Genomic DNA, 25264 nt, shown 5'->3' with positions numbered 1-25264 from the left:
GGGAGTCGGAGTAGCGCGAGTTGCGTGAGATGCCGCGCTCGCGGTCCCACTCCCACTCTCTGATGGACAACGGCGTAATCAAGCCGTAGATCTCGTATGGCTGCTCGGGCAGATAGCAACTTGACATTGCGCCGCCGGAAGCGGTGACGCGTCTTGGGGGCAATTTCGGATCTTTGACTTTGGGGCGAGACCAACTCAGCAGTCGCTATGATGAAGCGGCCGACCGTCGCATCGTCGGGGCTGGCTGGCGCCGCGAGTACCGTCGCTCGTCCCTATGCGCAGGCATGAATTTTGCAATCGAAGTCCCGCCCCGGTTCCCTTGCAGGCTCCTCATGCCGAGACCTTCGTTTTCCACCCAGCTTTACGCGCTGTGGATCCTTATCGCCGTACTGTGCTGCCTGCTGACCACAACCGTGTGGGTGATGCTGTCGTCGGCGCTCGGGGAGCGCGTCGCCGATGCGAAGCAGCAGGCCGCCACGGCCTGCGCGGCGGTCGCGTCGCGCTACGACATGTCGGTGCAGCGGCCGGGCGAAACGAATGTCGATCTCATGCACGCCGTGCTCGACCTCGTCCTGGTCCGCACGGAAGGGATCGAAGGCGGGTTCTGGACTTCCGAACCCGCGCCCAGTGCACCGAGCGGCTTTCTCGCCTACGCGTTTCCCACCTACGAAGGTAGCGGTCTCAAACGCGATATACCCGAGGCTGAGACACCGCTCATTCTTCGCACGCTGCGAAACGTGGTCAGCGCCGGCCAGATGCGCGCCGGCGTCGTCTCTGGAGGCGCCGATGCGGTAGTCGCCGTCGCCTGTCCGGTTCCGCGTCATGCCGGTCTGCTCGTCTGGATGCTCACGCGCGCGCGGCCGCCGCTCGGGCCGTATGGGGCCCTGGCCGCGACTTTCCTCGCGGGCGTGCTCGCGATCATCGTGGCGCTGGCGCTACTGCTCGCGATGGCGCTCAGACGCTGGAAGCGCAACCTCACGCGGCTCGAACAGGCGCTTGCGCCAGACGGTCGACTCGAGCAGGGCAGGCGGATCGATCGACTTGGCGAGCGCGATCTGGACCATATCGTCGACGCGCTGAATCGCTATGTCGAACGCGCAGAGCACCTGCAACGCGAGGCGAACGAGTTGAGCGCGAAACTCGCGCAGGCGGAACGCTTCGGCGCGCTTGGCAAGATGGCCGCACAGATCGCCCACGAAATCCGCAATCCGGTGGGCGCCATGCGGCTCAAGGCGGAAAACGCGCTGGCGGGCGACGCCGCCCGGCGCGAATCCGCGCTGAAGATCATCATCGAGCAGGTGGGGCGCATCGAGTCGCAGTTGTCGAGCCTGCTCGCGCTTACCCAGCCCGTCACCGTTCGCGCGCAGGAAGTCGACCTGCGCGCGTGGCTTGCCGGACTGGTTCGTACGCACGAATCGCGGGCGGAAAGCCGGCACGTAAGCTTGCAGGCTGAAGCTGGATCCTGCACGACGCATCCGGTCTTCGATGCCGCGCAACTGGCGCGCGCGCTCGATAACCTGATCGTCAACGCGCTGCGTCACGCACCGTCCGGCGGACACGTCACGGTCAGGGCGCGTGCCATGTCGGAGGATGACGGCGAGCGGCTCCGGCTCGAAGTGATCGACGATGGCCCCGGCGTGAGTGCAGGCGAGCGCCAACGCATCTTCGAGCCGTTCGTCACAGGCCGGCCCGACGGGTCGGGTCTGGGCCTCGCCGTTGTGCGCGAGATCGCATCGGCGCATGGCGGCCGCGCGTGGCTCGAGGACAATCCGGAATTGACCTGTTTTGTAATCGATATGCCATGGCGACCATCCTGATCATCGACGACGACGACGCCTTCCGTGACGGCCTCGCGGAAACCATCCAGGACCTTGGATACACGCCGCTCGAGGCACGTTCGGGCGAAGAAGCGATCGAACGTCTGCGCGAGGAGGCGTCGCCCGACTGCATCTTTCTCGACTTCCGGCTGCCGGGCGCGGACGGCCTTTCCGTGCTCGAAACGCTGCGTGGGACGGCTGGTCTGCAGGACGTGCCGGTCGTGATGCTGACCGCGTACGCGACCAGCGACAACACGATCGGCGCGATGCGGCTCGGCGCCTTCGAGCATCTGACCAAACCGGTTGGCCGCGACGAGATCGCCACGCTCCTCGCGCGCATCCTCGCAACCCGCGCCAATACGCCTGCTCCACAGGCGATCCACAGATTCGCGGACGACACGCCCTCGCGCGAACCGCAGTTGCTCGGCATCAGCGAAGCCATGCGCGACGTACAGAAGCGCCTCGGCCGCGCGGCCGGCACCAACTCGACGGTGCTGATTACCGGTGAGACGGGCACCGGCAAGGAAGTGGCGGCGAGCGTGCTGCATCGTGCGTCGGCGCGTGTGGGCGGACCGTTCATCGCCGTGAACTGTGCGGCGATCCCGGAAGACCTGCTCGAGAGCGAACTCTTCGGCCACGCCAGGGGCGCATTCACCGGTGCACATGCAGAGCGGCGCGGTCGCTTCGAAGAAGCGCATGGCGGCACACTTTTTCTCGACGAGATCGGCGATATGCCGCTCGCGATGCAGGCGAAGCTGCTGCGCGTGCTGCAAGAGCGGCAGATCACGCCGCTCGGAACCAACCGGCCGCTTGCTGTCGATGTACGCGTGGTGGCCGCGACGCATCGCGACCTGCCGGCGATGGTCGCAGCGGGCACGTTCCGGCAGGATCTATCGTATCGGCTCAGTGTGATTCCGTTGCACATGCCGCCTTTACGCGAGCGCGTAGCCGACATTCTGCCGCTGGCGGAGCATTTCCTCGCGGCCGTCGCGGGTCCCTCCGAAGCGGCGCGCAAGCATCTCTCCGCGGACGCCCAGCGCCTGCTCGTCGGCTTCAGCTGGCCCGGCAACGTGCGGGAACTCGCCAACGCCATCGAACGCGCGAGCGCGCTTGCGCCTGCCGCGCTGCTGACCCGCGAAGATTTCGCCTTCCTGTTCGATCCGGCCGCGAACGACGCTTATGCGATTCCCGCGGGCCTCATCGACCTTCCGCTGAACGACGCTCTCGCACAACTCGAACGCGCCCTCATCGTCCGGGCGCTTGCGCTCGCCGATGGCAATCGCGCCGAAGCGGCACGCAGGCTCGGCATCAGCCGCCAGTCGCTCTACACGCGTCTGGCGAATCTCGGCTTGTCCGACTCCTGACCGTTCGAAGGTGTCCAGGGTGTCCAGTAACCGGACAGCACCTGTCCGGTTACTGGACACCGCAGCCCTGCTGTGTTGCGTCGCTGCCCGGCAGCATGGGATTTCTGGCCGATGGCATAGGCCTTGCAAAAAGCTCCTCGTCTTACGAAGGAGTGGACCATGCAAGCGATTCCGAATTACCCACTTGGCAGCATCGCCACGCGCATCCTGAGCGCGATGAGCCTCGCAGCGCTCATGGCGGCGAGCAACGGATGTGCCGCCCAGACTCAACCTGAGCCGCCAACCGCGCCTGCACCTGCACCGTCGCCGGCCGCAACCGGCGCGACACCCCCCGTGCCGCCGCCCGGCGTCGCTGCCATGGCGCCGCCCCCGCCGCCAGCCGGCGGCCCGGCGCCGCTCACCGATGCCGGAAATCTCACGACCGCGCAGGGCATCGTCGCGCGTTTTCTTACCAATCCGGATGGCGACGTCGACGGCTTGCTGACGAGCGACGGCCTGCTCGTGCGAGTCCCGCCGCACATGGGCCCGCAGCTTACGTCGATGGTTCGTCCTGGCGACAACGTGCAGGTGAGCGGGAGGCGCGATGTGGGCGGCGCGCTCGCGGCGCAGCGCATCACCGACACGCGCAGCGGCCAGCAACTAGAAAATCAGCCGCCACTGCCGGGCACCCAGCGGCTGCCGCTTGAGCTACGCGGCGTCGCGCTGTCGCCTCTCAGCGTGCAGGGCCAGGTGGCGCACGTCACGACCGCGCCACGCGGCGAGCCGGACGGCGTGATCCTCGCCGACGGCACCGTGATCCGGCTGACACCACCGATCGCCCAGCAGTTTCCGACGCTCGTGCAAACCGGCGCGAAGGTCTCGGCGCAAGGCTACGGCACGCGCACCCCGTATGGCACGGCGCTGCAGGCGACGGCATTCGGACCGCCCGGCAATCTGACCCGGCTCTACGATCGCGCGCCACCGGCCCCTTGAGCGCGCCCGATAACCGCACCTGACATTCACCGGTTCAACCATCATCGAAAAAAGGACCCTGACCATGCATTGGATTGATCCCGACAGCCTTCCCGAAACGCGCGGCACGGTAACGCGTTTTCTTTTGAATCCGCACGGCGAACTGGATGGCTTCGTGCTCGGCTCGCGTCAGATGCAACAAGTCCATTTTCCGCCCCATCTGTCGCGGCAGGTCGCGCGGCTCGTGGCGGTGGGCGACGCGGTGCGCGTACGTGGCGTCAAGCCGCGCGGCGCAAACATGATCGCGGCCGTCTCGCTCACGTCGAAGACGGGCAAGGTCATTCTCGACGAAGGCCCGCCTCGCGACGGCGAGAAACATCCTCACCCTGACGCTGAGCGCAGCCCCATGGAGGCGAGCGGCGAAGTGCTGCTGTCACTGTTCGGTCCGAAGGGCGAGTTGCGCGGTGCGCTGCTGGACGATGGCACGTCGTTGCGCATGCCACCGCATGCCGCCGCCGAGCTGGCGTCGTACCTGGCGCCAGGGGCGCATGTCCATGCGTGGGGACATGGCATGAGGAACCGGTACGGGCGAACCGTTGAAGTGGACGAGATCGCCGAACTCATCGACGCGGAAACCCGACACGAATAGCCACCGATGGTGATCGAACCATGAATCCCCAGTACGCGCTCGAAGGGCTCAACTTCTTCATGGCCGATGTCCAGGCAGGCATCGGGCCGTTTCTCGGCGTCTTTCTGCAGGCCCATGGCTGGCATCCCGACGCGATCGGCACGGTGATGACGCTCGGTGGCATAGCGGGCATGCTCGCGACTTCGCCGGCCGGCGCGCTCGTCGATGCGACCCGTCACAAGCGCGGCGTGATTGTCGCGGCAGGTGTGATGACGACGCTCGCCTCGCTCGTGCTATGGGTGGCACATACGTACTGGATGGTCGCCGCGTCGCAGATCCTCACGGCGGTGACGGGCGCCGCGCTCGGGCCGGCCGTGGCGGGCGTGACGCTCGGCATGGTCCACGAGCGCGGCTTCGACCGGCAGTTTGGCCGCAACCAGGTGGCCAATCACGCGGGCAACGTGGTTGGCGCAGCGCTGTCGGGCTGGCTTGGCTGGCGCTATGGTTTCGGCGCGGTGTTTGCGCTCGCGGGCGTCTTCGGCGCGCTGTCGGTCGTCTCGACGTTGCTGATCCGGCGTGATTCCATCGATCACGACCGCGCACGGGGCCTGGCTGCTGCCCCCTCCACGCAGGAGCACGAACAGGCGAGCGGCTTTCGCGTGCTGCTGACGTGCCGCCCGCTGCTGCTGTTGTCCGCCGCGCTCGCGATGTTTCACCTCGGTAATGCCGCGATGCTGCCGCTCTACGGCCTCGCAGTTGTCGCCGCGCATAAGGGCGACCCGAGCGCGTTTACCGCGCAGACGATCGTCGTGGCGCAACTGGTGATGGTCTTCGCGGCGTACTTCGCGAACCGGTTGATCCAGCGCGTCGGGTACTGGGGTGTGATCCTCATCACCTTTCTTGCGCTGCCGCTGCGTGGGCTGGTCGCGGCGCTGTTGATCTCGGCCTGGGGGGTATGGCCCGTGCAGGCGCTCGATGGCATTGGCGCGGGTCTGCAAAGCGTGGCCGTTCCAGCGCTCATCGTGCGGCTACTGCAGGGCACCGGGCGTGTCAACGTCGGACAGGGCGTGGTGATGACCGTGCAGGGCGTAGGTGCAGCGCTGAGTCCTGCACTCGGCGGTGTCCTCGCGCAGCACTTCGGCTATGCGGCGTCCTTTCTCGTGCTGGGCGCCGTGTCGATGGGCTCGCTTGCGCTGTGGCTGCTGTTCGGCACCTCCCTGAAAAAGGCCTGTGGCATTCGCAACGATCTCGCCAACCACAATCCGCTCGCTACATGAATCCCACTTTCCTCTCCTGGGGTATCGCGCTTGCCGCTACCGCTGGCGTTATCCTGCGTCCCTTCCGATGGCCAGAAGCGATCTGGGCAGTGACAGGCGCGGTGCTGCTCGTCGCGCTCGGGCTGCTTCCTGTCAGCCTCGCGCTGCAGGCGGTCGCAAAAGGCGCCGACGTCTATCTGTTCCTCATCGGCATGATGCTGCTGTCGGAGCTGGGTCGCCGTGAGGGACTGTTCGACTGGATCGCAGTGCTTGCCGTGAACCACGCGAAGGGCTCGCCGCGCAGGCTCTTTCTGCTGGTGTACCTGGTCGGCGTCGTGGTGACGACGTTTCTGTCGAACGATGCCGCTGCCGTCGTGCTGACGCCCGCCGTGTTCGCCGCCGCGAAGAAGGCGAATATGAAGCCGTTGCCGTTGTTGTTCGTGTGCGCGTTCATCGCCAACGCGGCGAGTTTCGTCCTGCCAATCTCGAATCCCGCCAATCTCGTGCTTTACGCGAATCACACGCCGGCGTTGGACTTGTGGGTGGCGCGCTTCGCCGTGCCGTCGGTGCTGTCGATCGTCGTGACGTTCTTCATGCTGCGCTGGACGCAACGTCGGGATCTGCAAGGGGAGTGCGCCTCAGGTCTGCCGGTGGACACGCTCAGCGTGAACGGCAAGGTGGCGCTGGCGGGCATCGGCGTGACCGCGATCGCGTTGCTTGCCGTCTCCGCCCTCGATCTGCAGCTCGGCCTGCCGACCGCGACGCGGCGCAGAGCATCAATGCGACGACGCGTGCCAATGCCAGGCGGACCATGGAGCTGTTCATCACAAGCGGCGAGGACAAAGTCAGCAAAATTTATCAATCGATCGACGCCAACAAGAAGACCATCGACGAGGCGCTTGAAACGCTCGACAGGCTGTCTTTCTCGCCCGACGAAAAAGAGCAAGCGAAGGTCAAGGAATCCCGCGTCGCCTATGTGGCCTCCTTCAGCAAGGTCGCCAGGTTGATCGCAGCGGAAAAGCGCCATGAGGCCGTCAATATGATGAGTGGCGAAACCCTTCCTGCCCTGGATCTGCTCCAGCAGCGCATCACGGACATGCTGAATCTGGAGAAAAAGCTGGTGGCTGCCGATGGTACCGAAACCACGCAAAACATCGAGTCGGCCCGCAATCTGATGATCGGGTTGGGCCTGGCGGCTACATCGACCGGTTGATACGCAACCAACAACGGCCTTCCAATGTTCTCGCGAGCGGGCGGTCATGATCGATCACGGCATCGTTGCCGTCGATGTGAAACTTGGTATGGAGCCTAGACACCGAACAGCGAGAAATTGTTGAGGTGCCGCGAAAATACTGTCTCAGCGTAGAAATCAAGCGCATCTTGAGTGCGCAGCGTGTATGTCCGAAGCTCGTAGGCTCGCATGGTGGACTCCTGTTGCAGGATAGTGATTTATCGTCACGTCCATTGTTGGACGTGACGCAGCATTTCTACTTATCCCAGACTAGGCGGGGGAACGGCGCCGATCTGGATAAAGACGTCGAGGGTGTTGAGTTCGTCCCAATGCTCGACGAAGCGGTCATTCTCGACCCGCCAGATGTCGATCGAGCGCATGGCAAAGGCATTGCCAGTCGCGGGGTAGCCGAGGAGGTTTCCAGTGTGTGTGCCGTCGTAACGGTAACGGCCGACCACCCGCGAGCCGTCCGCCGAGACGAAGACGTCTTCCGCAGTCACCTTGAGGTCGGGTACACCCGCGATGATGGCGCCAAGGACTTTCTTTGAACCCTCCAGGCCCGGTTCGGCGAAGGCGTTGTGGTTGACATAATTGGGAGCCTTGATCTCGTCGAGGCGCGATAGATCGTGGCTGGACATGATCTCGGCGAAAAGATAGCCGAGCTTGACCAGATCAGTTGTCGTTGGGATCGTCATATTTCGTCCTTTTCAGTTTCAGTTGCGAAGAGGTGGCCGGGCCTGATCGGATCGACCGTCATGTTTCGTTCAGTTTCCAGTTAGCTTTTACCTGGCGCCGAAGATGAGGCACGCGCCAGTTGCGACAATGACCATCCCTGTAAAGCCATGAATGCCCAAGGCGGCGCCTCTGCTTCCTCCCGATCGAAGGACTGTCGCCATGTCGCCAAATGCGATGAGGCTCGCCACGAGCATGAATTCGCCGAGCAACCGCGGCGATCCATTGGCCATGAGCAGGAAGACAAAAAGGCCGGCTGCGATATCTCGAGTGCCCTTCACAGACAGCCAGGCGGCAAGTTCTGTTGACGGCGGTGGTGAATTGGCGATGCCGAAGCCGGCTGATGCTGCGGCAGGGCCCCACCAGAAGCGCGACCCGAGGAAAAGAATCCCGACCGCGATCAGGGCGGAGAGCGCATATCCCGTAAAAATCATTTGAATCTCCTATCGATTGAAGAAATACTAGCGTTGCTAGATATTTGCGTCAAGCAAAAACCTAGCATTGACAGAAATAAGTGCATCGCTACAATTTCAGCTGTCTGCCCGTACAACGCAGTGAGCTCCAATGTGCGGAGTGCGATGAACCCGTTCCTGGCCCATTGCGTGAACTTGGCGAGGCCGAGGGTTACGTCGAACTGACTGGTCTCCGTGTCGCGGGCTCAGGTGTCGAAAGTCCATCCAGCGGGTGCATCTTGAGGCGCGTGGCGTCGATGACTGCCAGTGGGCGTGCTCGAACACAGCGGCGCCCCACGATGTTTAAAAGTTAGTGGTCTGGGAGATCTAAGGTTGAGTGTCACAGAGCGGAAAAGCAGACAACGGGCTGAGCGCGAAGCCCGCATTATTGCGGCAGCGCGCGTGATCGCAGAGCGCGAAGGGTGGGATGCCGTCACAGTCCGCCGCCTGGCCGACGAGATCGAATATAGCCAGCCAGTCCTCTATTCACATTTCGAGAATAGGGATGCGATTGTTGCCGCCGTTGCGGTCGAGGGTTTCCAGGAGATCACCGTAGCTCTTCAGCAAGCGGCGCGTGGCTCGACCGGTCAAAACGCACTCGAGAATGTCGCCATGGCCTATCTCGGCTTTGCATTGCGGCACCCGGCACTCTACGAGGCCATGTTCATCCTCCCGACGGATCTACGGTTCGCCGAAGCTGAAACCAGACCGGAACTGCGGGCTGCTTTCGACGCTCTCGCTTCGGTCGTAGCGCCGTTCTGCGTCGACGTAGAGGTCATGACCGAGACCTTTTGGGCAGCCCTTCATGGGCTCGCCGAACTCGAACGCTCCGGCCGAATCAGGCCCACCGCGCGCGCTGAACGCATCATGGTTGTAGTTCGAGCACTCCTCGTTTCTCGAGACAACCCTCTCGAGTCCCGCTCATAAACCAAGAGGCGGGATTGCCACGCTCGTATTGCCGGCTAACTGCTTCCGGTTGTTCGAGGGCCGATGAGTGACCACACTGAGACACCAAGGTTAATTTCGCGCTGGGAATGGCCTTCGCAATCTCCTCGGACTGGTCTGGCGGTGTGAGAGGGCCATGCGAGATAGGTGCGGAGCGGCTCCTGTACCTTGCAAGCAGCCGTGGCGAGCGCGGGGTGACGATCGACTCTCGTGGGTCGTTCTGAGCCGATCGCTATCGGGCTCCGTTCGTTGCTGCAAAGAAATCCTTCGCAATCTGAACATTCTCTTCGATGCTCATCGTAGCTCTCCGTTTTCCTTACGTCGGATTGTGACCGATCGAATCGGATACGTTATGGTCAACGAGGCAGGATCGCATCACAATTTATCAGTCGAACTTGATCAAGTCCTTAAAGATCAGTTGACCCCAGCTATTTCCGCGCGCCTGCACAAGCTGCCCACCTTCCGAGAGTCCGCCAAGTTTGATCGGCGAGAAACCGAGCGTTTCCGCAAGCGCACCAATCTCTGCTGCGGCGCCGTCATCGTCGCTCGCCAGGAACACGACTCTCCTGCCACCATGTACGGCCGGATCCTGGCCAAGGACAGCAGCGCCCAAATGATTGAAGCCCTTAACCAGTCTTGCACCGGTGAAGGCCTGTGCGACGACCTTGGAAGAAGGCTGTCCTCCCAGTTCCTCAGGGGATACGCCGTAGGCATTGGTCACATCGATGATGGTCTTGCCGTTCCAGCTCGGCAGCACCTTCGCGACATCCGGATGCGACTCGAAACGGACAGCCAAAAAGATGATGTCCGCCTTGACCGCTTCCGCCAGTTTTTTGGGAATGATCTCGGGTCCGATCGCGGCCGCAGCGGATGCAAAGCTTTCCGGATCGCGCGTGGTTGCCACGGATACTTCGATGCCGTTGCGGGCGAACGCCTTGGCCAGGGCCCGGCCAATATTGCCGAAGCCGATAATTGCGTAGCTCATATATTTTCCTTCAGTTTGCCGAGCCCTACGGCGCTCCGAATAATCGAATGGAGCGCCGTAGGGCGAAGCACGTCAGAGTTGCGCCAGGCCGCCGTCGACGGCGACCTCGCTGGCGGTCATGAAGCTGCTGTCCGACGACGCGAGAAAGGCAGCCGCCGCCCCGACCTCCGCCGGATCGCCCATGTGCTGGAGCGCAGTCATCGAGCCGTAGGCCTTCAGGCCCTCCTCGCCGAGTGCTTGCTTCGCAAGTTCGGTCGCGACCGCCCCGGGCGACAGCACGTTTACGCGGATACCAGAGCCCTTCAGGTCCTCCGCCCAGGTCCGCGCCAGGTTACGCACTGCCGCCTTGCTTGCGCTGTAGGCGGTGAACGCCGCGGCGCCCGTGGTGCCGGCGCTTGATCCGGTCAGGATGATCGAGCCGCCCTTGCTCATCAGCGGCAGCGCCTTCTGGACCGTGAAGATCGTACCCTTCACATTGATGTCGAAGGTTTCGTCAATGTGCTTGGCGGTGATCTCGCCGAGCCGAAGCTGACTTCCCACCCCGGCATTGGCGAAGACGACGTCGAGCGTTCCGCGCTCGGCCTTCACCGCTGCGTAAAGCCGGTCGAGGTCGGCCTCATCTGAAACCGAGCCCTTCACCGCGCGGGCATTGAGCCCAAGTTCATCCACAGCGGCGTCGAGCGCTTCCTGCCGGCGGCCGAAGATGAAGACGAAGGCACCTTCCTCGATGAAGCGCTTTGCAGCGGCGAGGCCGATGCCGGTGGCGCCACCGGTGATCACTGCTGTCTTTCCATTCAGTCTGGTCATGTCGTGCATCCTTCCTTGGAGTCGTACGGAAGCAGAAACTGCTTCCTTGAGACAAGTATGCAGTTCTGATAACCTAGCGACAAGTATGCACCTTTTGGTAACCATGAAAAATGACTGACTGTTCTCAAGCTTGCGGTGGCCACTACTCCTACGGGCTCGCCGCCACGCTCAGCATCATTTCGGGCAAGTGGAAGCCGTTGATCCTGTACTTCCTGCTCGACGGCCCGAAGCGCTACGGCGAGCTCAAGCGCAACGTCCATGGCGTCAGCGCCAAGGTGCTGATTCAGCAATTGAAGGAACTGGAGGCCGATCGCGTGCTGGCGAGGACCGACTACAAGGAGGTGCCACCGCGCGTGGACTACGCGCTTACCCCGCTCGGTCGCAGTCTGGCCGACAAGATTGTCCCGCTGTGCACCTGGGGAACCGAGAACATGGCAGAAATGGTGAGCATTCTCGCCGAGCGCGACAGGTTGCTTTAGCAAGAGGGCAATCGCGCCCTGTCACATCGCGCGAACGATATGCGTACGCCGATTGATTAATGCAAGGTCGCGTCTAAGGCTTCGCATTTTCCGGCGTCGGCCATTTTCGGTTATCTGGTTATTTGAAAAGGCTTTTCAGGTTTCCGAAAAGCAGGTCACGCTGCCGTGAATGCCGCGACTTCGTTTGTCAACGCATCTATCGCGCTGCGTACGCGTTGGGGCAGATGAGGCGTTGCCGGCCAGATCAAGGAGATGTTCGACACGATGGCGCCTGCGGCTGGGAGCACTTCCACGAGTTCACCGGCGCGAAGCCGGTCACGTACTAGCCAGTGCGCCAGCCAGGCCAGACCAAAGCCCGCTGCGACAGCATCAGCGATTGCTTCGATATCGTTGAGATTAAGCTTTGCCGGGGGGGTGACGTAACAGGGTGAACTGCCCGTCCGTAGAAACGACCACGGCTGAACCCGCCCACGCCGACCATAAGCGATCGCTTGATGAGCCGCGAGATCGGCAAGTGTTTCGGGCGTGCCATTTTCCTTGAGATAACGAGGTGACGCGCACACCAGCATGCGTTCTGTAGCAATCTCGCGGGTCATCAGGCCAGCGCTTTGTCCAGGAGGTCCATTGCGCACGCAGAGATCGAATCCGTCGTCGACAAGATCGACCAGTCGGTCACTGAAATGCATGTCCAGCTCGAGTTTCGGATGCGCTGCGGAGAGTCGCAATAGAATCGGCGCGACACATCGGCGGCCGAACAGCACGGGCATCGATACACGCAATCTGCCGCGAATCTCGGTGCGACCGGAGTCCATGAGATCCTGGCCGGCACGTAACTCGACAAGCGCGCGCTGGCAATACTCGTAAAACGATTGACCGTCTTCAGTGAGACTTTGCGTGCGGGTGGTCCGATGAAAAAGCCGGCCGCCGACGCGCTCTTCAAGGCGCGAGACCGCCTTCCCCACAGCGGAGCGTGACAGATTCAGCCGACGCGCTGCATCAGAAAAACTGCCGGCTTCCACTACGGCGACAAATGCGGGAATGTCCTTGAATTCTTCGGTCACGGCCATCCTGTTTGTAGCATTTAGAGAGCCAATATCGAGAAAACATATCCGCACTGTAGACTAAAAATCGACGATAAGATAGGCGCATCGACTCAGATCAGCGAGTTCAAACGTCACCTTGGAGAACTGACATGATCGATCGCCGACATTTTCTAGGAGTCGCGCTGGGCTCCTTTCTAGTCGCCAGGATGGCTGAGTCCAAACCGGCTCCTGCTTCAGTACGGTTAAGCGAACTCGGCCCGGAGAATCAGACGCTCGTCGAGCGCACCGGTCTTTGGGACGTGACCGAGACGTTGTGGAGTTCGCCGTCGGCACCGCCTGAGACAACGACCGGACTGGTTGCCGAGCGTCGCCTGATTGGCTCGATGCTGCAGGAGTTCCTATATACCGCCAGCGACCGCGCGGTGATCCTGCGGATTGATTATCTGAGTTTCAATCGGGTTGAAGGCCGGTGGGATTATGTATCGATGGATACTCGCGCCGCAGTCGGCATCATGCCGGCGTGGAGCTTCGCGCGAGGCGATGCGGACAATATCACCCTCACGTTCGAGCCATTCGCCTGGCCGGGCGAGGGCGTTGCAGTCTCCGGCCAGATGTTGCGGATGGACGAAGTGATCAGCCATCAGGGACTTGACCGGGACAGGAAAGACCAGCATTTCATCATGGCGGACGGAACCGGGACAGCATGGCTCGCGCATCAGTACCTATATACGCGTCGGGAGCGGCAATTCTAGATATTTCCCCGCCCTAACCAAAGTCAACTGTAGCGGTAAAATTGCCCACCGGATGGACCCGAGGGTCCATTTTTTTCGGACGCTGCCGTTAACCGGGTCATCGGCTATCCGCGAAACCTTGGCAATCCTTCGCCGCTGAATCCGCTTACCCCAACCCGACTCTACCTCCGCGACTGCGGGACAACGCTGTTAGGACCGGGTGCAACCATTAGAGCATTAGCGTGTCTCTTTCCATGACCACCGGAAAACTGGCTGTTCTCGCTGGCCGCCATCCTTTGATCGTCGGCATACTCGGTAGTCTGATGGCATTGGGCGTGTTGGCGATCAGTCTGATCACGCTTCTGGCCGCCCGCGAGACCGCCGTCGAACATGCCCATGAAACGTCCAGAAACGTCACTGCCGTGTTGGTCAGCAATATCGCCAGGACGATTGAAACGTCAAATAACTCGCTTCTCGCCGTGATTTCGGCGCTGGACAAGCCTGTGGTCCAAAGCATGGATCCTGACCTGCGTCACGAATTGCTGTTTGACCGAACCGCGGCCAGGTACGTCACCGGGATGGGGGTCACGGACGATCAGGGTCGTCTTGTCGACGGCTGCTGTTCCAGCTCTCATAAATGGGATTTCAGCGATCGGGACTATTTCTTGGTTCACCGCCAGTCGGCGAATGTCGGGCTCTATGTGTCATCAGTCTACCGGGCGCGGTCGCGGCCAGGCGCGCAGTCAATCGCGATCTCGAGAAGGATGAACCGGCCCGACGGGTCATTCGGCGGGGTAGCGATTGTCGCTATAGACGTCGAGTATTTCAGGCAACTCCTTACAAAACTGGACGTGGGGCCAAAGGGTATCACTGCGATCGTACGGACGGACGGCAGCCTGGTGGCCAGAAATCCCCCAAGCAGCCAGGCCGGGCTGGCCAATGTGGGTAGATCTCCCGTATTTCCGCGTATGGTGAACCATGATTCCGGGTTCTATGCTGCTCGATCGATCTCGGACGGCGTACTTCGTCTGTATACATTCCAGCGCATTCCCGGCACGCCACTCATCGCCGTTGTCGCGCCGGCGGAAAGCGACGTACTGGCCTCCTGGAAGCAGTTGTCATGGATAGTCGGGATTGCCGCATCGTCCGTTAGCCTGGCGTTCTGTGCAGCGGTTTGGTTGCTTGCGTTTGCACTGCGGGACCAGGTAAAGACTCAGGTGCTACTTACAGAGCTGACGCAAACCGACGCGTTGACAGGGCTCAAGAACCGCCGTGCCCTCGACGAGGTGCTCGAAAACGAGTGGGGCAGACTTCAGCGCAACGATGGTTGCTTGTCGCTGCTGTTCGTCGATGCGGATAACTTCAAGAAATACAATGACAGCCACGGCCATGCTCAGGGCGATATAGCGTTACAACATCTCGCGGAGTGCATCAATCGTCACGCGCGTCGTCGTGGCGATGTCGCGGCACGATATGGTGGGGAAGAATTCGTTGTGGTGTTACCCGACACGGACGAAACGGGCGCGGCTCAGATTGCTGAAGCAATACGTCTTGAAGTCGAGCATGGGCGAAAGACTGTGTCTTCTGCGACAATTTCGCCCTTCACAGTGAGTATTGGATGCGCGACCGGTCGACGCTCACGTCCCGTGTCGCTGGATGAATTGACTAATTCAGCTGATCTGGCGTTGTACGCGGCCAAAAGAAGTGGAAGGAACGCTGTTGTCTTCGCAGATGATATTGCCGCACCGGCTGAGTCGCAGAATTGATTGCATTCCTTGGCTGGGGCCGTCTCATTCTGACATCACAGCGTCATCAGCATCTGTCATGTAGGATAGCCGCCAGCGCGTCCCTCACATTGCCGATCACACCTTTCCAACGTTGAGTGGCATCGCGCTGACGGAACAGATACATGTCCTTGGGGTACCACGGCGACTGCACGCCCGTGTGGTGCCAGCGCCAGTCGACGCCGCGGTGCGGCAGCATCACCCAGCAAGCCACGCCCAGTGCTCCAGCCAGGTGAGCGACAGCAGTATCCACACAGATCACCAGATTGAGCTGCCCGACGATGGCAGCGGTATCACCGAAATCACGAATCTCGTCACCCAGGCAGACTGTCGGCTGTTGCGCCGCGCACGCCCGCGCCTCGGCCTCGGCGCCGCCCACCTGAAGACTGATGAAACGCACGCCTGGCACCGACCACAACGGCAGTAACTCCGAGAAATGGCGCAACGAACGCTCGGCGTCGTTCTCGTGTTCGGGGTTGCCCTTCCACACGAGTCCGACGCGGATGCCGTCGTCCGGCAGACGCGCGCGCCATGCTTCGAGGCGGTTGGTGAATACACCGACATAGGGAATCGACGCGGGGATCGACTCGAGCGTCGTGCCGAAGCGGCCAGGCAGACTCAACAACGAATCCCAGTAATCGTGCACCTGCAGCGCTTGTGGGTCCGTGATCAACGCGTCGATGCCTTGCACTGTCCGCAGCAGCGGCGCGAGCGCCGGTTTGCAGGCCACCGAGAGCTTCGTGAGGCCACGCGCTTTCAGCAGACTCGCATAACGGACAAACTGAATGGTGTCGCCATAGCCCTGCTCGGGCAGCAGCAGGAGCGTCTTGCCGTGCAGATCTTCACCGCTCCATTGCGGAAAAGGCAGAGCGCCATGCTCGTGGAATACCTGCGAGCGGGCTTCGTAATACGTCCAGCCTTGCACATAACGGCCCGTGGCGAGCAGCATAAGCCCATAGTTGTAGCGCACTTCCGGATTGTCGGGTTGCAGTTCGAGCGCGCGGCGATATTCGGTCTCGGCTTCATCGTAGCGCTGCAGGCCTTCGAGCGTGTCCGCCAGGTTCGAGCGGATCTGCGCCGCATCGGGCAGCACTTCGAGTGCGCTCCGGTAATGCTCCACGGCCTCCGCCAAGCGAGCCGACTTGCGCAGCAGATTGGCCAGGTTGTTGTGAACCACACCAAGGTGGTCGCCGGTTTCGAGCAAGGCGCGGTACAGGCGTTCAGCGCCGGCGAAGTCGCCTTTTTGCTGGGCGTCGAACGCCGCGTCGACAAGCTCAAGACCGGCGCCGGGCGCGCGGCGATGCGAAGGCTGTTGGTTCATAAGACAGATGGTTTGCGCTCGATGGCGGCAAGCAGTGTCTTGCAGATGGACCGTTCGGCACGTCAAGGCTGGCGTACCGGCTCAAGCAAGGTAACGCGTCATTCTACCGCCGCACCTACCATCGGCACGCAAGTGTGCAAGCTTATGAAACTATCGGTGTACACGATACATTGGATACTAAATAACGATTTTTCATTTGCTTATAACCGTCTTAGGATGCACGGGTACGTTGCCGCCGCCCCACGACGGTGCAGCCCCAGGAGGCATAGATGGAACACCACGCGCGCACGCAAAACGAAAAACTCGAAGTCAAAACCACCACTTGCTACATGTGCGCCTGCCGCTGCGGCATTCGCGTGCATCTGCGCGACGGCGAAGTGCGCTATATCGAAGGCAACCCTGACCATCCGCTCAACCAGGGCGTGATCTGCGCGAAGGGATCGTCGGGGATCATGAAGCAATACTCGCCCGCGCGCCTGACCCAGCCGTTGATGCGCAAAGCGGGCGCTGAGCGCGGCAGCGCGCAGTTCGAACCGGTTTCGTGGGAAGTGGCGTTCGACACCCTCGAAAAACGTCTCGCCCATCTGCGCGCCACCGATCCGAAGAAGTTCGCGCTCTTCACCGGCCGCGACCAGATGCAGGCGCTCACGGGCCTGTTTGCCAGGCAGTTCGGCACGCCCAATTACGCGGCGCACGGCGGCTTTTGCTCGGCCAATATGGCAGCCGGGATGATCTATACGATCGGCGGCTCATTCTGGGAGTTCGGCGGCCCCGACCTCGATAGCGCCAAGCTGTTCTTCATGATCGGCACCGCCGAGGACCATCACTCCAATCCGCTGAAAATCGCGCTCTCGAAGTTCAAGCGCGCGGGCGGCCGCTTCATCGCCATCAACCCGATCCGCACAGGCTACGCCGCAATCGCCGACGAATGGGTGCCGATTCGCCCGGGCACCGACGGCGCGTTGTTCATGGCGCTGATCCACGAACTGCTGGCAACCGACTCTTACGATCGCGAGTTCGTCACGCGTTATACGAACGCGGCCGAACTGCTCGATATGAACGCCGATAGCGATGCGTTTGGGTTGTTCGTGCGCGAGCCGGGACTGCCCGAAGTCAATCCGCTGTTTCCGCAAAACCACCTGTGGTGGGATCTGAAGACGCAACGCGCGGTGCGGCATCACACGCCGGGAGCACAGCCGGCTATCGAGGGCAATTACACGCTCGATGACGGCACGCCGGTGACACCATCGTTCGCCTTGTTGCGCGACCGCGTGGCGGATACGACGCCGGAGTGGGCTGCCGAGATCACCGGCATCCCCGCCGATGTGATCCGCCGCCTTGCGCGCGAAATGGCGCAGACGGCACGCGATCACAAGATCAGCTTGCCGATCCGGTGGACCGACGCCTGGGGTGAAACGCACGAAACCGTCACCGGCAATCCGATTGCCTTTCACGCGATGCGTGGTCTCGCGGCGCATTCGAACGGCTTTCAATCGATCCGCGCGCTGGCGGTGCTGATGTCGCTGATGGGCACGATCGACCGGCCCGGCGGCTTTCGTCACAAGTCGCCGTATCCGCGTGCGGTGCCGCCCTCGGCCAAACCGCCGAACAACCCTGACGCCGTGCAACCGAATACGCCGCTCGCCAGTGGTCCGCTCGGCTGGCCGGCGGCGCCCGAGGACCTGTTTATCGACAGCGACGGCGAGCCTGTGCGGATCGACAAGGCGTTCTCTTGGGAATACCCGCTTGCCGTGCACGGGCTGATGCATAGCGTGATCACCAACGCATGGCGCGGCGATCCTTACCCGATCGATACGCTGCTGATTTTCATGGCCAACATGGCATGGAACTCGTCGATGAACACGGTCGAAGTCCGCAAGATGCTGGTGGACAAGCACGAGAACGGCGAATACAAAATCCCGTTCCTGGTGGTCTGCGACGCGTTCCAGTCGGAGATGACCGCGTTCGCCGATCTGATCCTGCCCGACACGACTTATCTGGAGCGCCACGATGCGATGTCGGTGCTCGACCGGCCGATCTCCGAGTTCGACGGTCCGGTGGACTCCGTACGCGTGCCGGTGGTGCCGCCGACCGGCGAATGCAAGCCGTTCCAGGAAGTGCTGATCGAACTGGCGAGCCGCCTGAAGCTGCCCGCGTTCACGACGAAAGAGGGCACGCGCAAGTTCCGCGACTATCCGGACTTCATCGTCAACTTCCAGACGGCGCCGGATTCCGGCGTGGGATTCCTGATCGGCTGGCGCGGCAAGGACGGCGACAAGGCGCTGGTGGGCGAGCCGAACCCGAACCAATGGGAGCAGTACGCCAATAACAACTGCGTGTTTCATTACACGCTGCCGGAAACGCTGCAATACATGCGTGGCGTGAATGGGCCGTATCTGAAGTGGTCGGTCGAGAATGGCTTTCGCAAGTTCGACACGCCGATCGTGATCCAGCTTTACTCGGACGTGATGCAGAAATTCCGTCTCGCCGCGCAAGGCAAGACGACGGGCCGGCAACCGCCCGATCATCTGCGCGGCCGGGTCGAGCGTTACTTCGATCCGCTACCGTTCTGGTACGAGCCGCTCGAACTGGCCGCCACGGATCGCACGCGTTTTCCGCTTGCTGCGGTTACGCAACGACCGATGGCGATGTACCACTCGTGGGACTCGCAAAACGCCTGGCTGCGGCAGATTCACGGCGAAAACTACCTGTTTATGAATCCGTTGATGGCGCGCGAGAACGGCATCGAAGACGGCGGCTGGATCTATGTCGAATCGCCATGGGGCAAGGTGCGCTGCATGGCGCGCTATAGCGAGGCGGTGGAGCCGGGCACGGTGTGGACCTGGAACGCGATCGGCAAGGCCGCGGGTGCATGGAACCTCGGGCCGGATGCCAACGAATCGCAGCGCGGCTTCCTGCTCAACCACCTGATCACCGACGAGTTGCCCGGTGCCACGCCTGGCGACGCGCGCATGTCGAACTCCGATCCGATCACCGGGCAGGCTGCCTGGTACGACGTGCGGGTGCGTGTCTATCCGGCCGAAGCCGATGCCGATCACACTTTGCCGCAATTCGCGCCGATGCAGCCGTTGCCCGGATCGACCGGTGTTGTGCAGCGCATCGTGCAGACTTACTTCGCCGGCCGCGGCGAGTTTGCCGCGCGTCTGCGTGGCGCCGGCAAGCAAAAATGACGAGGAATCTCCGATGACCCAGATGGCGCTCGTAATCGATCTGAACGTCTGCGTGGGATGCCATGCATGCGTGACGAGCTGCAAGGAATGGAACACGTCCGGCGAGGCCGGCAGTCTTGCCGATCTGCGTCCCTACGACGCCGATCCGTCCGGCACGTTCTTCAACCGTGTGCAGACCTTCGAGGCCGGCGAGTTTCCGCTCACCGATACGATCCACTTTCCGAAGTCGTGCCTGCACTGCGAGGATCCGCCGTGCGTGCCGGTCTGTCCGACCGGTGCGAGCTATAAGCGCAAGGAAGACGGGCTCGTGTTGGTGGACTTCGACAAATGCATTGGCTGCAAATACTGCGCATGGGCCTGTCCTTACGGCGCACGTGAGCTCGACGAAGAACGCCAGGAGATGACCAAGTGCACGCTATGTGCGGATCGCATCCATAACGAGGCGCTGCCCGAGCGCGACCGCAAGCCGGCCTGCGTGCTGGCGTGTCCGACTTCGGCGCGGCTGTTTGGCGATATTCACGATCCGGATTCGGTGGTGTCGCAGGCGATTCGCGAGCGGGGTGGCTATCAGTTGATGCCGGAGTGGGAGACCAAACCCGCCAATCATTATTTGCCGCGCCAGAAAACGACGGGCTGTGGTGGCGAGGCTTGCTCGTGCAAGTCGCAAGGTAGCGCCGAGGCTTTGGTTGCGGACGCAACGAGCGGGCCTGCTGCCGTTGATACTCCTCTCACGCAGGGACAACTGCGCACCGAGCGGCGCGGACCCGTCGCCGGCATGCTGGACCGCGTCTTCAATATCTTGAGTCTGGGGAGGGGCACATGAAGCCCGCATTTTCCGTGGTATTTCTGACCACGCTGAGCGGCGCGGGGCAGGGGCTGCTGATCGCGCTATTCGGCGTCGAACTGGCCGTACGGCTCGGGTTGATTGCCGCTGGCGCGGTGCCGCCGCAGATGTTCTTTGTGCTTGGTGCGGCTCTCGCGGTTGTGCTGGGTGGCTTGGGACTGCTGGCTTCGTTTTTCCACCTCGGGCATCCGGAGCGAGCATGGCGGGCCATTGCGATGTGGCGGACCTCGTGGCTGTCGCGCGAATGTCTCGCTTTACCGGCGTTTCTCGGCTGTGCGTTTGCGTATGGCGTGGCGCATTGGCTCGGCTCGCCGTGGTCGCTGGCGATTGGCGCCCTCGGCGTGCTCGCGAGTGCCGCTCTGTTCGTGTGTACCTCGATGATTTACGCGTGCCTGCGTTTCCTGCAGGAATGGGCCACACCGCTGACGATGGTCAATTTCGTGCTGCTCGGCTGCGCGTCGGGTTTCACGATTGCGACCGCGTGCGCCGCATGGTTTGCACCGGGACTGGTGGGCGGGTTGGCCGTTTGGGCTGGTGCGTTGACGCTAGCAGGCTGCGCAAGCCGCGTCGCGTCGCTGCGGCACAATGCGCGCTTGCGGCCTAAGTCGACCGTGCAGAGCGCAACCGGCATCAAGTCTGCGAAGCTGGAGCAGAAGTCGCGCGGCTTTACGGCGGGCGCGTTCAATCTACGCGAGTTCTTTCACGGCAAGACGCCGCAGGCGCTGCGTCGGATCAAGTGGACCTTTCTGCTTGGCGCCTTCGCGGTGCCGGTGGTGTTGATCGCGCTGGGCGGCAGTGTCTCGTCTTTGGCGGCATCGTTCTGGCTGCTGTGTGCGGCGTGTGCCGTGCAGTACGCCGGGCTGGTGGCGGAGCGGTGGTTCTTCTTCGCAGAAGCTCGGCATCCGCAGAATCTTTACTATCGGCAGGCTGCCTGAGGGCACCTGGCGGTGCGGCTCTCAAATAATTTCATCCCCGCTGCCAGCGGCATCCGTTAACGCTTGCCGCCGGCGGGGGATGCACTTCATTGGGCTTGTGGCGTAGCAACTGCCGCACCCGTAATGCCCGACGCACCCGACGCCGCCGCCGCAGGCTGCGCAGCGGCCGCCCTCGGCGGCGCATCCTTCACATACCGATCGAACCACCGCTGCATCTCATACACGAGCTGCTCGTTCGATTCGAGCGCCGAATACCAGTGCGGTTCATGCGGCAACATCACCAGCCGTGTCGTGCCACCATTACCACGCAGCGCCTCGTACAGCATCGTCGCCTGCAACGGGGTCGTGCCCGGGTTCGCGTCGTCCGTGCCGTGCACGATCAGGAGCGGCGTCTTCAACTGGTCCGCGTAGAAGAACGGCGACACCTTCAGATAGACATCCTGCGCCTGCCACACCGAGCGCCGCTCGTTCTGGAAGCCAAACGGCGTGAGCGTCTTGTTGTACGAGCCGCTGGTCGCCACACCCGCGCGGAACAGATCGGAATGCGCCAACAGATTGGCGGTCATCAGCGCGCCGTGGCTGTGACCCGTCACACCGATGCGGTCCGGATCGACCACCCCAAGCCGCACTGCCTCGTCGACCGCAGCCTTGGCGTCGGCGACGAGCTGCTCGTTGTAGGTGTCGTACGCGTGCTTCGGATCGCCGATGATCGGGAATGACACATTGTCGATGATCGCGTAGCCGGCGAGCAGCATCAGCCGGTAGTTCTTCAGGCGCGTGAACGTCTGCTCGGACCCGCTTACCTGGCCGGCGGTCGCCGCATCGGCATAGTCGAGCGGATAGGCGTACAGGATTGCAGGCACCCGCGTGCCTTCCTTGTAGCCGGGCGGCGTGTAAAGCGTGAACGACAGGTCGAGCCCGTCGGCGCGTTTGTATTTGACCAGACGCTTCTTGATCTGGCGAACCACCGGTGTCGGATCGACGAGGTGGGTGAGCGCAGTCGTGCTCGATGCGTAGCGGGCTTCACCGTCCGGTGCGTCGAGCGGGGCATCGAGTGTGCGTTCGAACAGGTTCGGCGGATCGACCGGCGTCTGGTGCCAGGTCAGGAACGACTGTGTACCTTGGCCGGTGAACGCGACGAAGTACTCGAGAGCGGCCTTGTCGCTGCGGAACAGGCGCTCGGTCTTGAGCGTCGCGAGGTCGAGCCGGTCGAGGAACGGCCGGTTGCCGGCCGGCGAAGCGCCTTGTCCGTCGAGGAAGATCGCGCCGTCGTCGACACGGATCACGCGGAAGCCGTTCGGCTGGATCCGCGTAACCGGCGTGCCGGGGTCCTTGTATTGCTCGTCGCTCGACATGTCCCACAGCACGCGCTGTGTGACCTGCGGGGCGTCGACGTCGACCATGAAGGTGCGCTGCCAGTGACGGTTGTTATCGTACTCGGAGAGCAGCGCGAGATCCGGCTGCGAGGTCCAGCCAAAGCCCGCATATCGCTGGTGCAGGCGCGTCACTTCACGCGGCGCGGTGTCGAAAGGCGCCTTCTGCATCATGACCTTGTCGCGCGCCGGCACGTCGACGTTCCAGTCGCCGCCGTCGAGCGCTTCGGCCCACACCAGCGTGGCCGGTTCGGTCGACCGCCAGGAGAAGCTGCGCGGCCCGAGCGGCACGCCAGCAATCGGCACCCGGTCGGCCAGCGGGCGAGACACGATCAGGTGGGTCGCGATGTGCGCGCGGTTCGCAATGTCCCATACCGTGTAATCGTGCGGGAAGCGCTCCGCGGTCGTGACGTACGAATACGGCCGTTGGATCGTCGACACCAGCACGTGCCGTCCATCCGGCGCCGTAGCGATGCCGTCAAACAGCGCGGGCGCTCCGAGCGGCGCGACGGTGGCCGTACGTGTGTCGACCAGCGCGAGCTGCGAGGCGGCGTAGTAGTCGAACAGGGCTTCGTCCTGCACGTTGCTGAGCGTGTCGCGCGCTTCGTAGGTGCTGCTCTGGCCGCGTTTGCCGTCGGATTCCTGGATGCTCGGGCCGACCGACGCCTCGGTAGCAACCGGCGGCGGGCCGCTGTGCGGCGGAACGAGCTTCACGAGCAGCGAGGTCTGGTTGGGCATCCACGTCAGTTCGTCGCCGAACATCGGGTTTAACTGCACGCCAGGAATCTTGCGGACCGCGCCGGTGTCGCCATCGCCGACCCACAGCTCGACTGAGTGCGCGGTCACGTTCTCGAACGCGAAACGCTTGCCGTCGGCGCTCCAACGCGGGCGGGTCGCGCAGACGCCGGCCGGCAGCGCGACCGGCCGCGTGGCGCCGCTTGCGAACGGCACCAGCTCGAAGCGGGTTGCGCACGATGGGATGCCGTAGCCGCCGGGCGTGTCGTGGCGGCTACGGTTGGCGGGTTCGAGGCGCACGCCCGCGAGCCGCAGGAACGGCGTCGCGACCCGCGCGATGGACGGATATTCCTGATAGGTCACCAGCAGCGCCCGGTCGGCGGTTGGACTGATGACTGGCGTCGGCTGCGGCGGCGCGAGCATCACATCGAGGATCGCTTTGGACGGCTGGTTGTAACCCGAGGCGGCGGGCTGGGACGGGGCCGCCGTCGTGGTGGTCGGCTGGGCGAGTGCGGCTTGAGCGGTGATCGACAGGACGAACGCGGCAATCGCGAGATGGGAAGTGACGGAGTGAGAGGTCATCGTCTGCGTGACAGGTTTCCAGAAATGAAGTCGTCAGGTGAAACTGAAACACGCAGTATTGCATGCGGCGGGCGCGGGGCCTCCGGCACACCTGTCAAATCTTCGCTCAGTGCGGCAAAGCGGTTTGGTAAGATCCGCCTTTATACCCGCGCGATCCCGTCATGCTGGCACTCAAGCTCACGCTTGTCCCCGTCTTCCTGTTGATCGTGTCCATGTCGGGCAAGTGGTGGGGGCCTGCCGTCGCGGGCTGGCTCGCCGGGCTGCCGGTGGTGGCGGGGCCGATTCTCTACCTGCTGGTGCTGGCCCACGGGCCGCAATTCGGCGCGCATGCCGCCACGCTCGCGCTTTCGGCGATCCTCGCCTCCGAAGCCTTCAATTTCGCCTACGCCTGGACCTGCCGGGCCTGCGCCTGGCCAATTGCCCTGGCGGCCGGGCTTGCAACCTGGCTGGCCGCAGCCTGTGCGCTGTCGTTCCTGCCTGTCTCGCCGTTTTGGGCGCTGGGCGTTGCGCTGACGGCGGTGCTGTTCGGACAGTCGTTTCTTCCGCGTAGTGCCGCTGTTGCGGCGGGCGCGCCGCTGACCCGTATCGACCTCGTTAGCCGCATGCTCGCAGGGATGGCGCTCACCCTGTTGGTGACGGCGCTCTCTGGTTGGGCGGGTGCGAGCTGGAGCGGCCTGCTTGCGGTGTTTCCGCTGCTGGGCAGCGTGCTGTCGGTGTCGTCACATCGTGCGCATGGCGCCGACTTCGTTATTGCCTTGCTGCGTGGAATGGTGCTGGGGCGGTTTTCGTTCGCGGCGTTCTGCCTGTTTCTGGCGTTCGCGCTGCCGCATCAGCCGCCGCTCGTGGCGTTTGCGGAAGCGGCTGCGCTCGCGATCTGCGTGCAGGGCTGCACCCGGGGTCTGGCGAGTGCAAACCGCGCACGGGCCGCCACGCCAGGCGTTGTGGCGGCGGAGTAAGCGGACTATTGCGAGTTGCGTTGCAGCCGAGTCACCTCGACCTTGTCCGCTCCGGCCTGACCTGACCTGACCTGACCTGACCTGACCTGACCCGACCTGACCCGACCTGACCCGACCCGACC

Annotated in this window: 21 protein-coding genes and 1 pseudogene; 15 read left to right on the top strand and 7 right to left on the bottom strand. The window is 62.8% G+C overall.

The window, feature by feature from the left end; all coding sequences use genetic code 11:
• The first annotated feature begins 332 nt into the window (after positions 1 to 332).
• The 7 genes and pseudogenes from BLQ92_RS18655 (at position 333) to BLQ92_RS18625 (ending at position 7229) form a co-directional block, all read left to right on the top strand.
• Positions 333 to 1817, top strand: a complete 1485-nt coding sequence (locus BLQ92_RS18655) for a sensor histidine kinase (protein ID WP_090686023.1) — start codon at positions 333 to 335, stop codon at positions 1815 to 1817.
• Complete coding sequence (locus BLQ92_RS18650; protein ID WP_090686022.1) at positions 1802 to 3181, top strand: sigma-54-dependent transcriptional regulator; 1380 nt, start codon at positions 1802 to 1804, stop codon at positions 3179 to 3181. The genes BLQ92_RS18655 and BLQ92_RS18650 overlap by 16 nt, the downstream gene beginning before the upstream one ends.
• A 159-nt stretch (positions 3182 to 3340) precedes the next feature.
• The gene (locus BLQ92_RS18645) at positions 3341 to 4153 is read left to right on the top strand and encodes a hypothetical protein (protein WP_244106268.1); all 813 of its coding nucleotides are present in this window, start codon (positions 3341 to 3343) and stop codon (positions 4151 to 4153) included.
• A 64-nt stretch (positions 4154 to 4217) separates the two neighbouring features.
• Positions 4218 to 4781 carry a hypothetical protein gene (locus BLQ92_RS18640; protein WP_090686021.1) on the top strand — a complete coding sequence of 188 codons (564 nt, stop codon included), beginning with the start codon at positions 4218 to 4220 and terminating at the stop codon, positions 4779 to 4781.
• Between the two features lie 20 nt (positions 4782 to 4801).
• A complete protein-coding gene (locus BLQ92_RS18635; protein WP_090686020.1) occupies positions 4802 to 6037 on the top strand; it encodes an MFS transporter in 1236 nt (411 codons plus the stop codon).
• Positions 6034 to 6777, top strand: a pseudogene (locus BLQ92_RS18630) (SLC13 family permease); the annotation flags it as partial. The gene BLQ92_RS18635 and the pseudogene BLQ92_RS18630, both read left to right, overlap by 4 nt.
• Positions 6778 to 6827: 50 nt before the next feature.
• The gene (locus BLQ92_RS18625) at positions 6828 to 7229 is read left to right on the top strand and encodes an MCP four helix bundle domain-containing protein (protein ID WP_090686019.1); all 402 of its coding nucleotides are present in this window, start codon (positions 6828 to 6830) and stop codon (positions 7227 to 7229) included.
• Between the two features lie 278 nt (positions 7230 to 7507).
• Here BLQ92_RS18625 and BLQ92_RS18620 read toward each other — a convergent pair whose 3' ends face one another.
• Both BLQ92_RS18620 and BLQ92_RS18615 read right to left on the bottom strand, forming a co-directional pair.
• Positions 7508 to 7942, bottom strand: a complete 435-nt coding sequence (locus tag BLQ92_RS18620) for an ester cyclase (RefSeq protein WP_090686018.1) — start codon at positions 7940 to 7942, stop codon at positions 7508 to 7510.
• A gap of 87 nt (positions 7943 to 8029) precedes the next feature.
• Complete coding sequence (locus BLQ92_RS18615) at positions 8030 to 8413, bottom strand: DUF4267 domain-containing protein (RefSeq protein WP_090686017.1); 384 nt, start codon at positions 8411 to 8413, stop codon at positions 8030 to 8032.
• A gap of 351 nt (positions 8414 to 8764) precedes the next feature.
• On the opposite strand from BLQ92_RS18615, the gene BLQ92_RS18610 reads away from it, so the two are divergent.
• Positions 8765 to 9358 carry a TetR/AcrR family transcriptional regulator gene (locus BLQ92_RS18610; RefSeq protein WP_090686016.1) on the top strand — a complete coding sequence of 198 codons (594 nt, stop codon included), beginning with the start codon at positions 8765 to 8767 and terminating at the stop codon, positions 9356 to 9358.
• A 403-nt stretch (positions 9359 to 9761) separates the two neighbouring features.
• Here BLQ92_RS18610 and BLQ92_RS18605 read toward each other — a convergent pair whose 3' ends face one another.
• Together BLQ92_RS18605 and BLQ92_RS18600 are read right to left on the bottom strand one after the other, a co-directional pair.
• Positions 9762 to 10361, bottom strand: a complete 600-nt coding sequence (locus BLQ92_RS18605; protein WP_090686015.1) for an NADPH-dependent F420 reductase — start codon at positions 10359 to 10361, stop codon at positions 9762 to 9764.
• 72 nt (positions 10362 to 10433) lie between these two features.
• Entirely contained in the window at positions 10434 to 11168 is a 735-nt protein-coding gene (locus tag BLQ92_RS18600) for an SDR family NAD(P)-dependent oxidoreductase (protein WP_090686285.1), read from the bottom strand.
• 110 nt (positions 11169 to 11278) lie between these two features.
• On the opposite strand from BLQ92_RS18600, the gene BLQ92_RS18595 reads away from it, so the two are divergent.
• Entirely contained in the window at positions 11279 to 11647 is a 369-nt protein-coding gene (locus tag BLQ92_RS18595) for a winged helix-turn-helix transcriptional regulator (RefSeq protein ID WP_090686014.1), read from the top strand.
• Between the two features lie 155 nt (positions 11648 to 11802).
• On the opposite strand, the gene BLQ92_RS18590 is transcribed toward BLQ92_RS18595, so the two are convergent.
• Positions 11803 to 12708: a LysR family transcriptional regulator gene (locus BLQ92_RS18590; protein ID WP_244106267.1), complete on the bottom strand. Its 906-nt coding sequence runs from the start codon at positions 12706 to 12708 to the stop codon at positions 11803 to 11805.
• Positions 12709 to 12839: 131 nt separating this feature from the next.
• Between BLQ92_RS18590 and BLQ92_RS18585 the strand changes: the two genes are divergently transcribed.
• Together BLQ92_RS18585 and BLQ92_RS18580 are read left to right on the top strand one after the other, a co-directional pair.
• Complete coding sequence (locus BLQ92_RS18585; RefSeq protein WP_090686012.1) at positions 12840 to 13442, top strand: hypothetical protein; 603 nt, start codon at positions 12840 to 12842, stop codon at positions 13440 to 13442.
• 233 nt (positions 13443 to 13675) lie between these two features.
• Positions 13676 to 15187 (top strand): sensor domain-containing diguanylate cyclase, encoded by a 1512-nt coding sequence (locus BLQ92_RS18580; RefSeq protein WP_244106282.1) that lies wholly within the window; start codon positions 13676 to 13678, stop codon positions 15185 to 15187.
• Between the two features lie 46 nt (positions 15188 to 15233).
• Here BLQ92_RS18580 and BLQ92_RS18575 read toward each other — a convergent pair whose 3' ends face one another.
• Entirely contained in the window at positions 15234 to 16526 is a 1293-nt protein-coding gene (locus BLQ92_RS18575; protein ID WP_090686011.1) for a tetratricopeptide repeat protein, read from the bottom strand.
• A gap of 269 nt (positions 16527 to 16795) precedes the next feature.
• On the opposite strand from BLQ92_RS18575, the gene BLQ92_RS18570 reads away from it, so the two are divergent.
• The 3 genes from BLQ92_RS18570 to BLQ92_RS18560 are packed head-to-tail and all read left to right on the top strand — an operon-like array spanning position 16796 to position 21496.
• A complete protein-coding gene (locus BLQ92_RS18570; RefSeq protein WP_090686010.1) occupies positions 16796 to 19717 on the top strand; it encodes a molybdopterin oxidoreductase family protein in 2922 nt (973 codons plus the stop codon).
• A 13-nt stretch (positions 19718 to 19730) separates the two neighbouring features.
• Entirely contained in the window at positions 19731 to 20540 is an 810-nt protein-coding gene (locus tag BLQ92_RS18565) for a 4Fe-4S dicluster domain-containing protein (protein ID WP_244106266.1), read from the top strand.
• Positions 20537 to 21496, top strand: a complete 960-nt coding sequence (locus tag BLQ92_RS18560; RefSeq protein WP_090686009.1) for a dimethyl sulfoxide reductase anchor subunit family protein — start codon at positions 20537 to 20539, stop codon at positions 21494 to 21496. The genes BLQ92_RS18565 and BLQ92_RS18560 overlap by 4 nt, the downstream gene beginning before the upstream one ends.
• 86 nt (positions 21497 to 21582) lie before the next feature.
• On the opposite strand, the gene BLQ92_RS18555 is transcribed toward BLQ92_RS18560, so the two are convergent.
• Positions 21583 to 24186 (bottom strand): S9 family peptidase, encoded by a 2604-nt coding sequence (locus tag BLQ92_RS18555; RefSeq protein ID WP_090686008.1) that lies wholly within the window; start codon positions 24184 to 24186, stop codon positions 21583 to 21585.
• Positions 24187 to 24347: 161 nt separating this feature from the next.
• Between BLQ92_RS18555 and BLQ92_RS18550 the strand changes: the two genes are divergently transcribed.
• Complete coding sequence (locus tag BLQ92_RS18550) at positions 24348 to 25142, top strand: hypothetical protein (protein ID WP_090686007.1); 795 nt, start codon at positions 24348 to 24350, stop codon at positions 25140 to 25142.
• Positions 25143 to 25264 lie beyond the last annotated feature (122 nt).

The sequence above is a fragment of the Paraburkholderia phenazinium genome, assembly GCF_900100735.1.
In the GTDB taxonomy this organism is placed as follows: Bacteria; Pseudomonadota; Gammaproteobacteria; order Burkholderiales; family Burkholderiaceae; genus Paraburkholderia; species Paraburkholderia phenazinia.
This window is presented reverse-complemented; position numbering and strand designations above follow the sequence as displayed.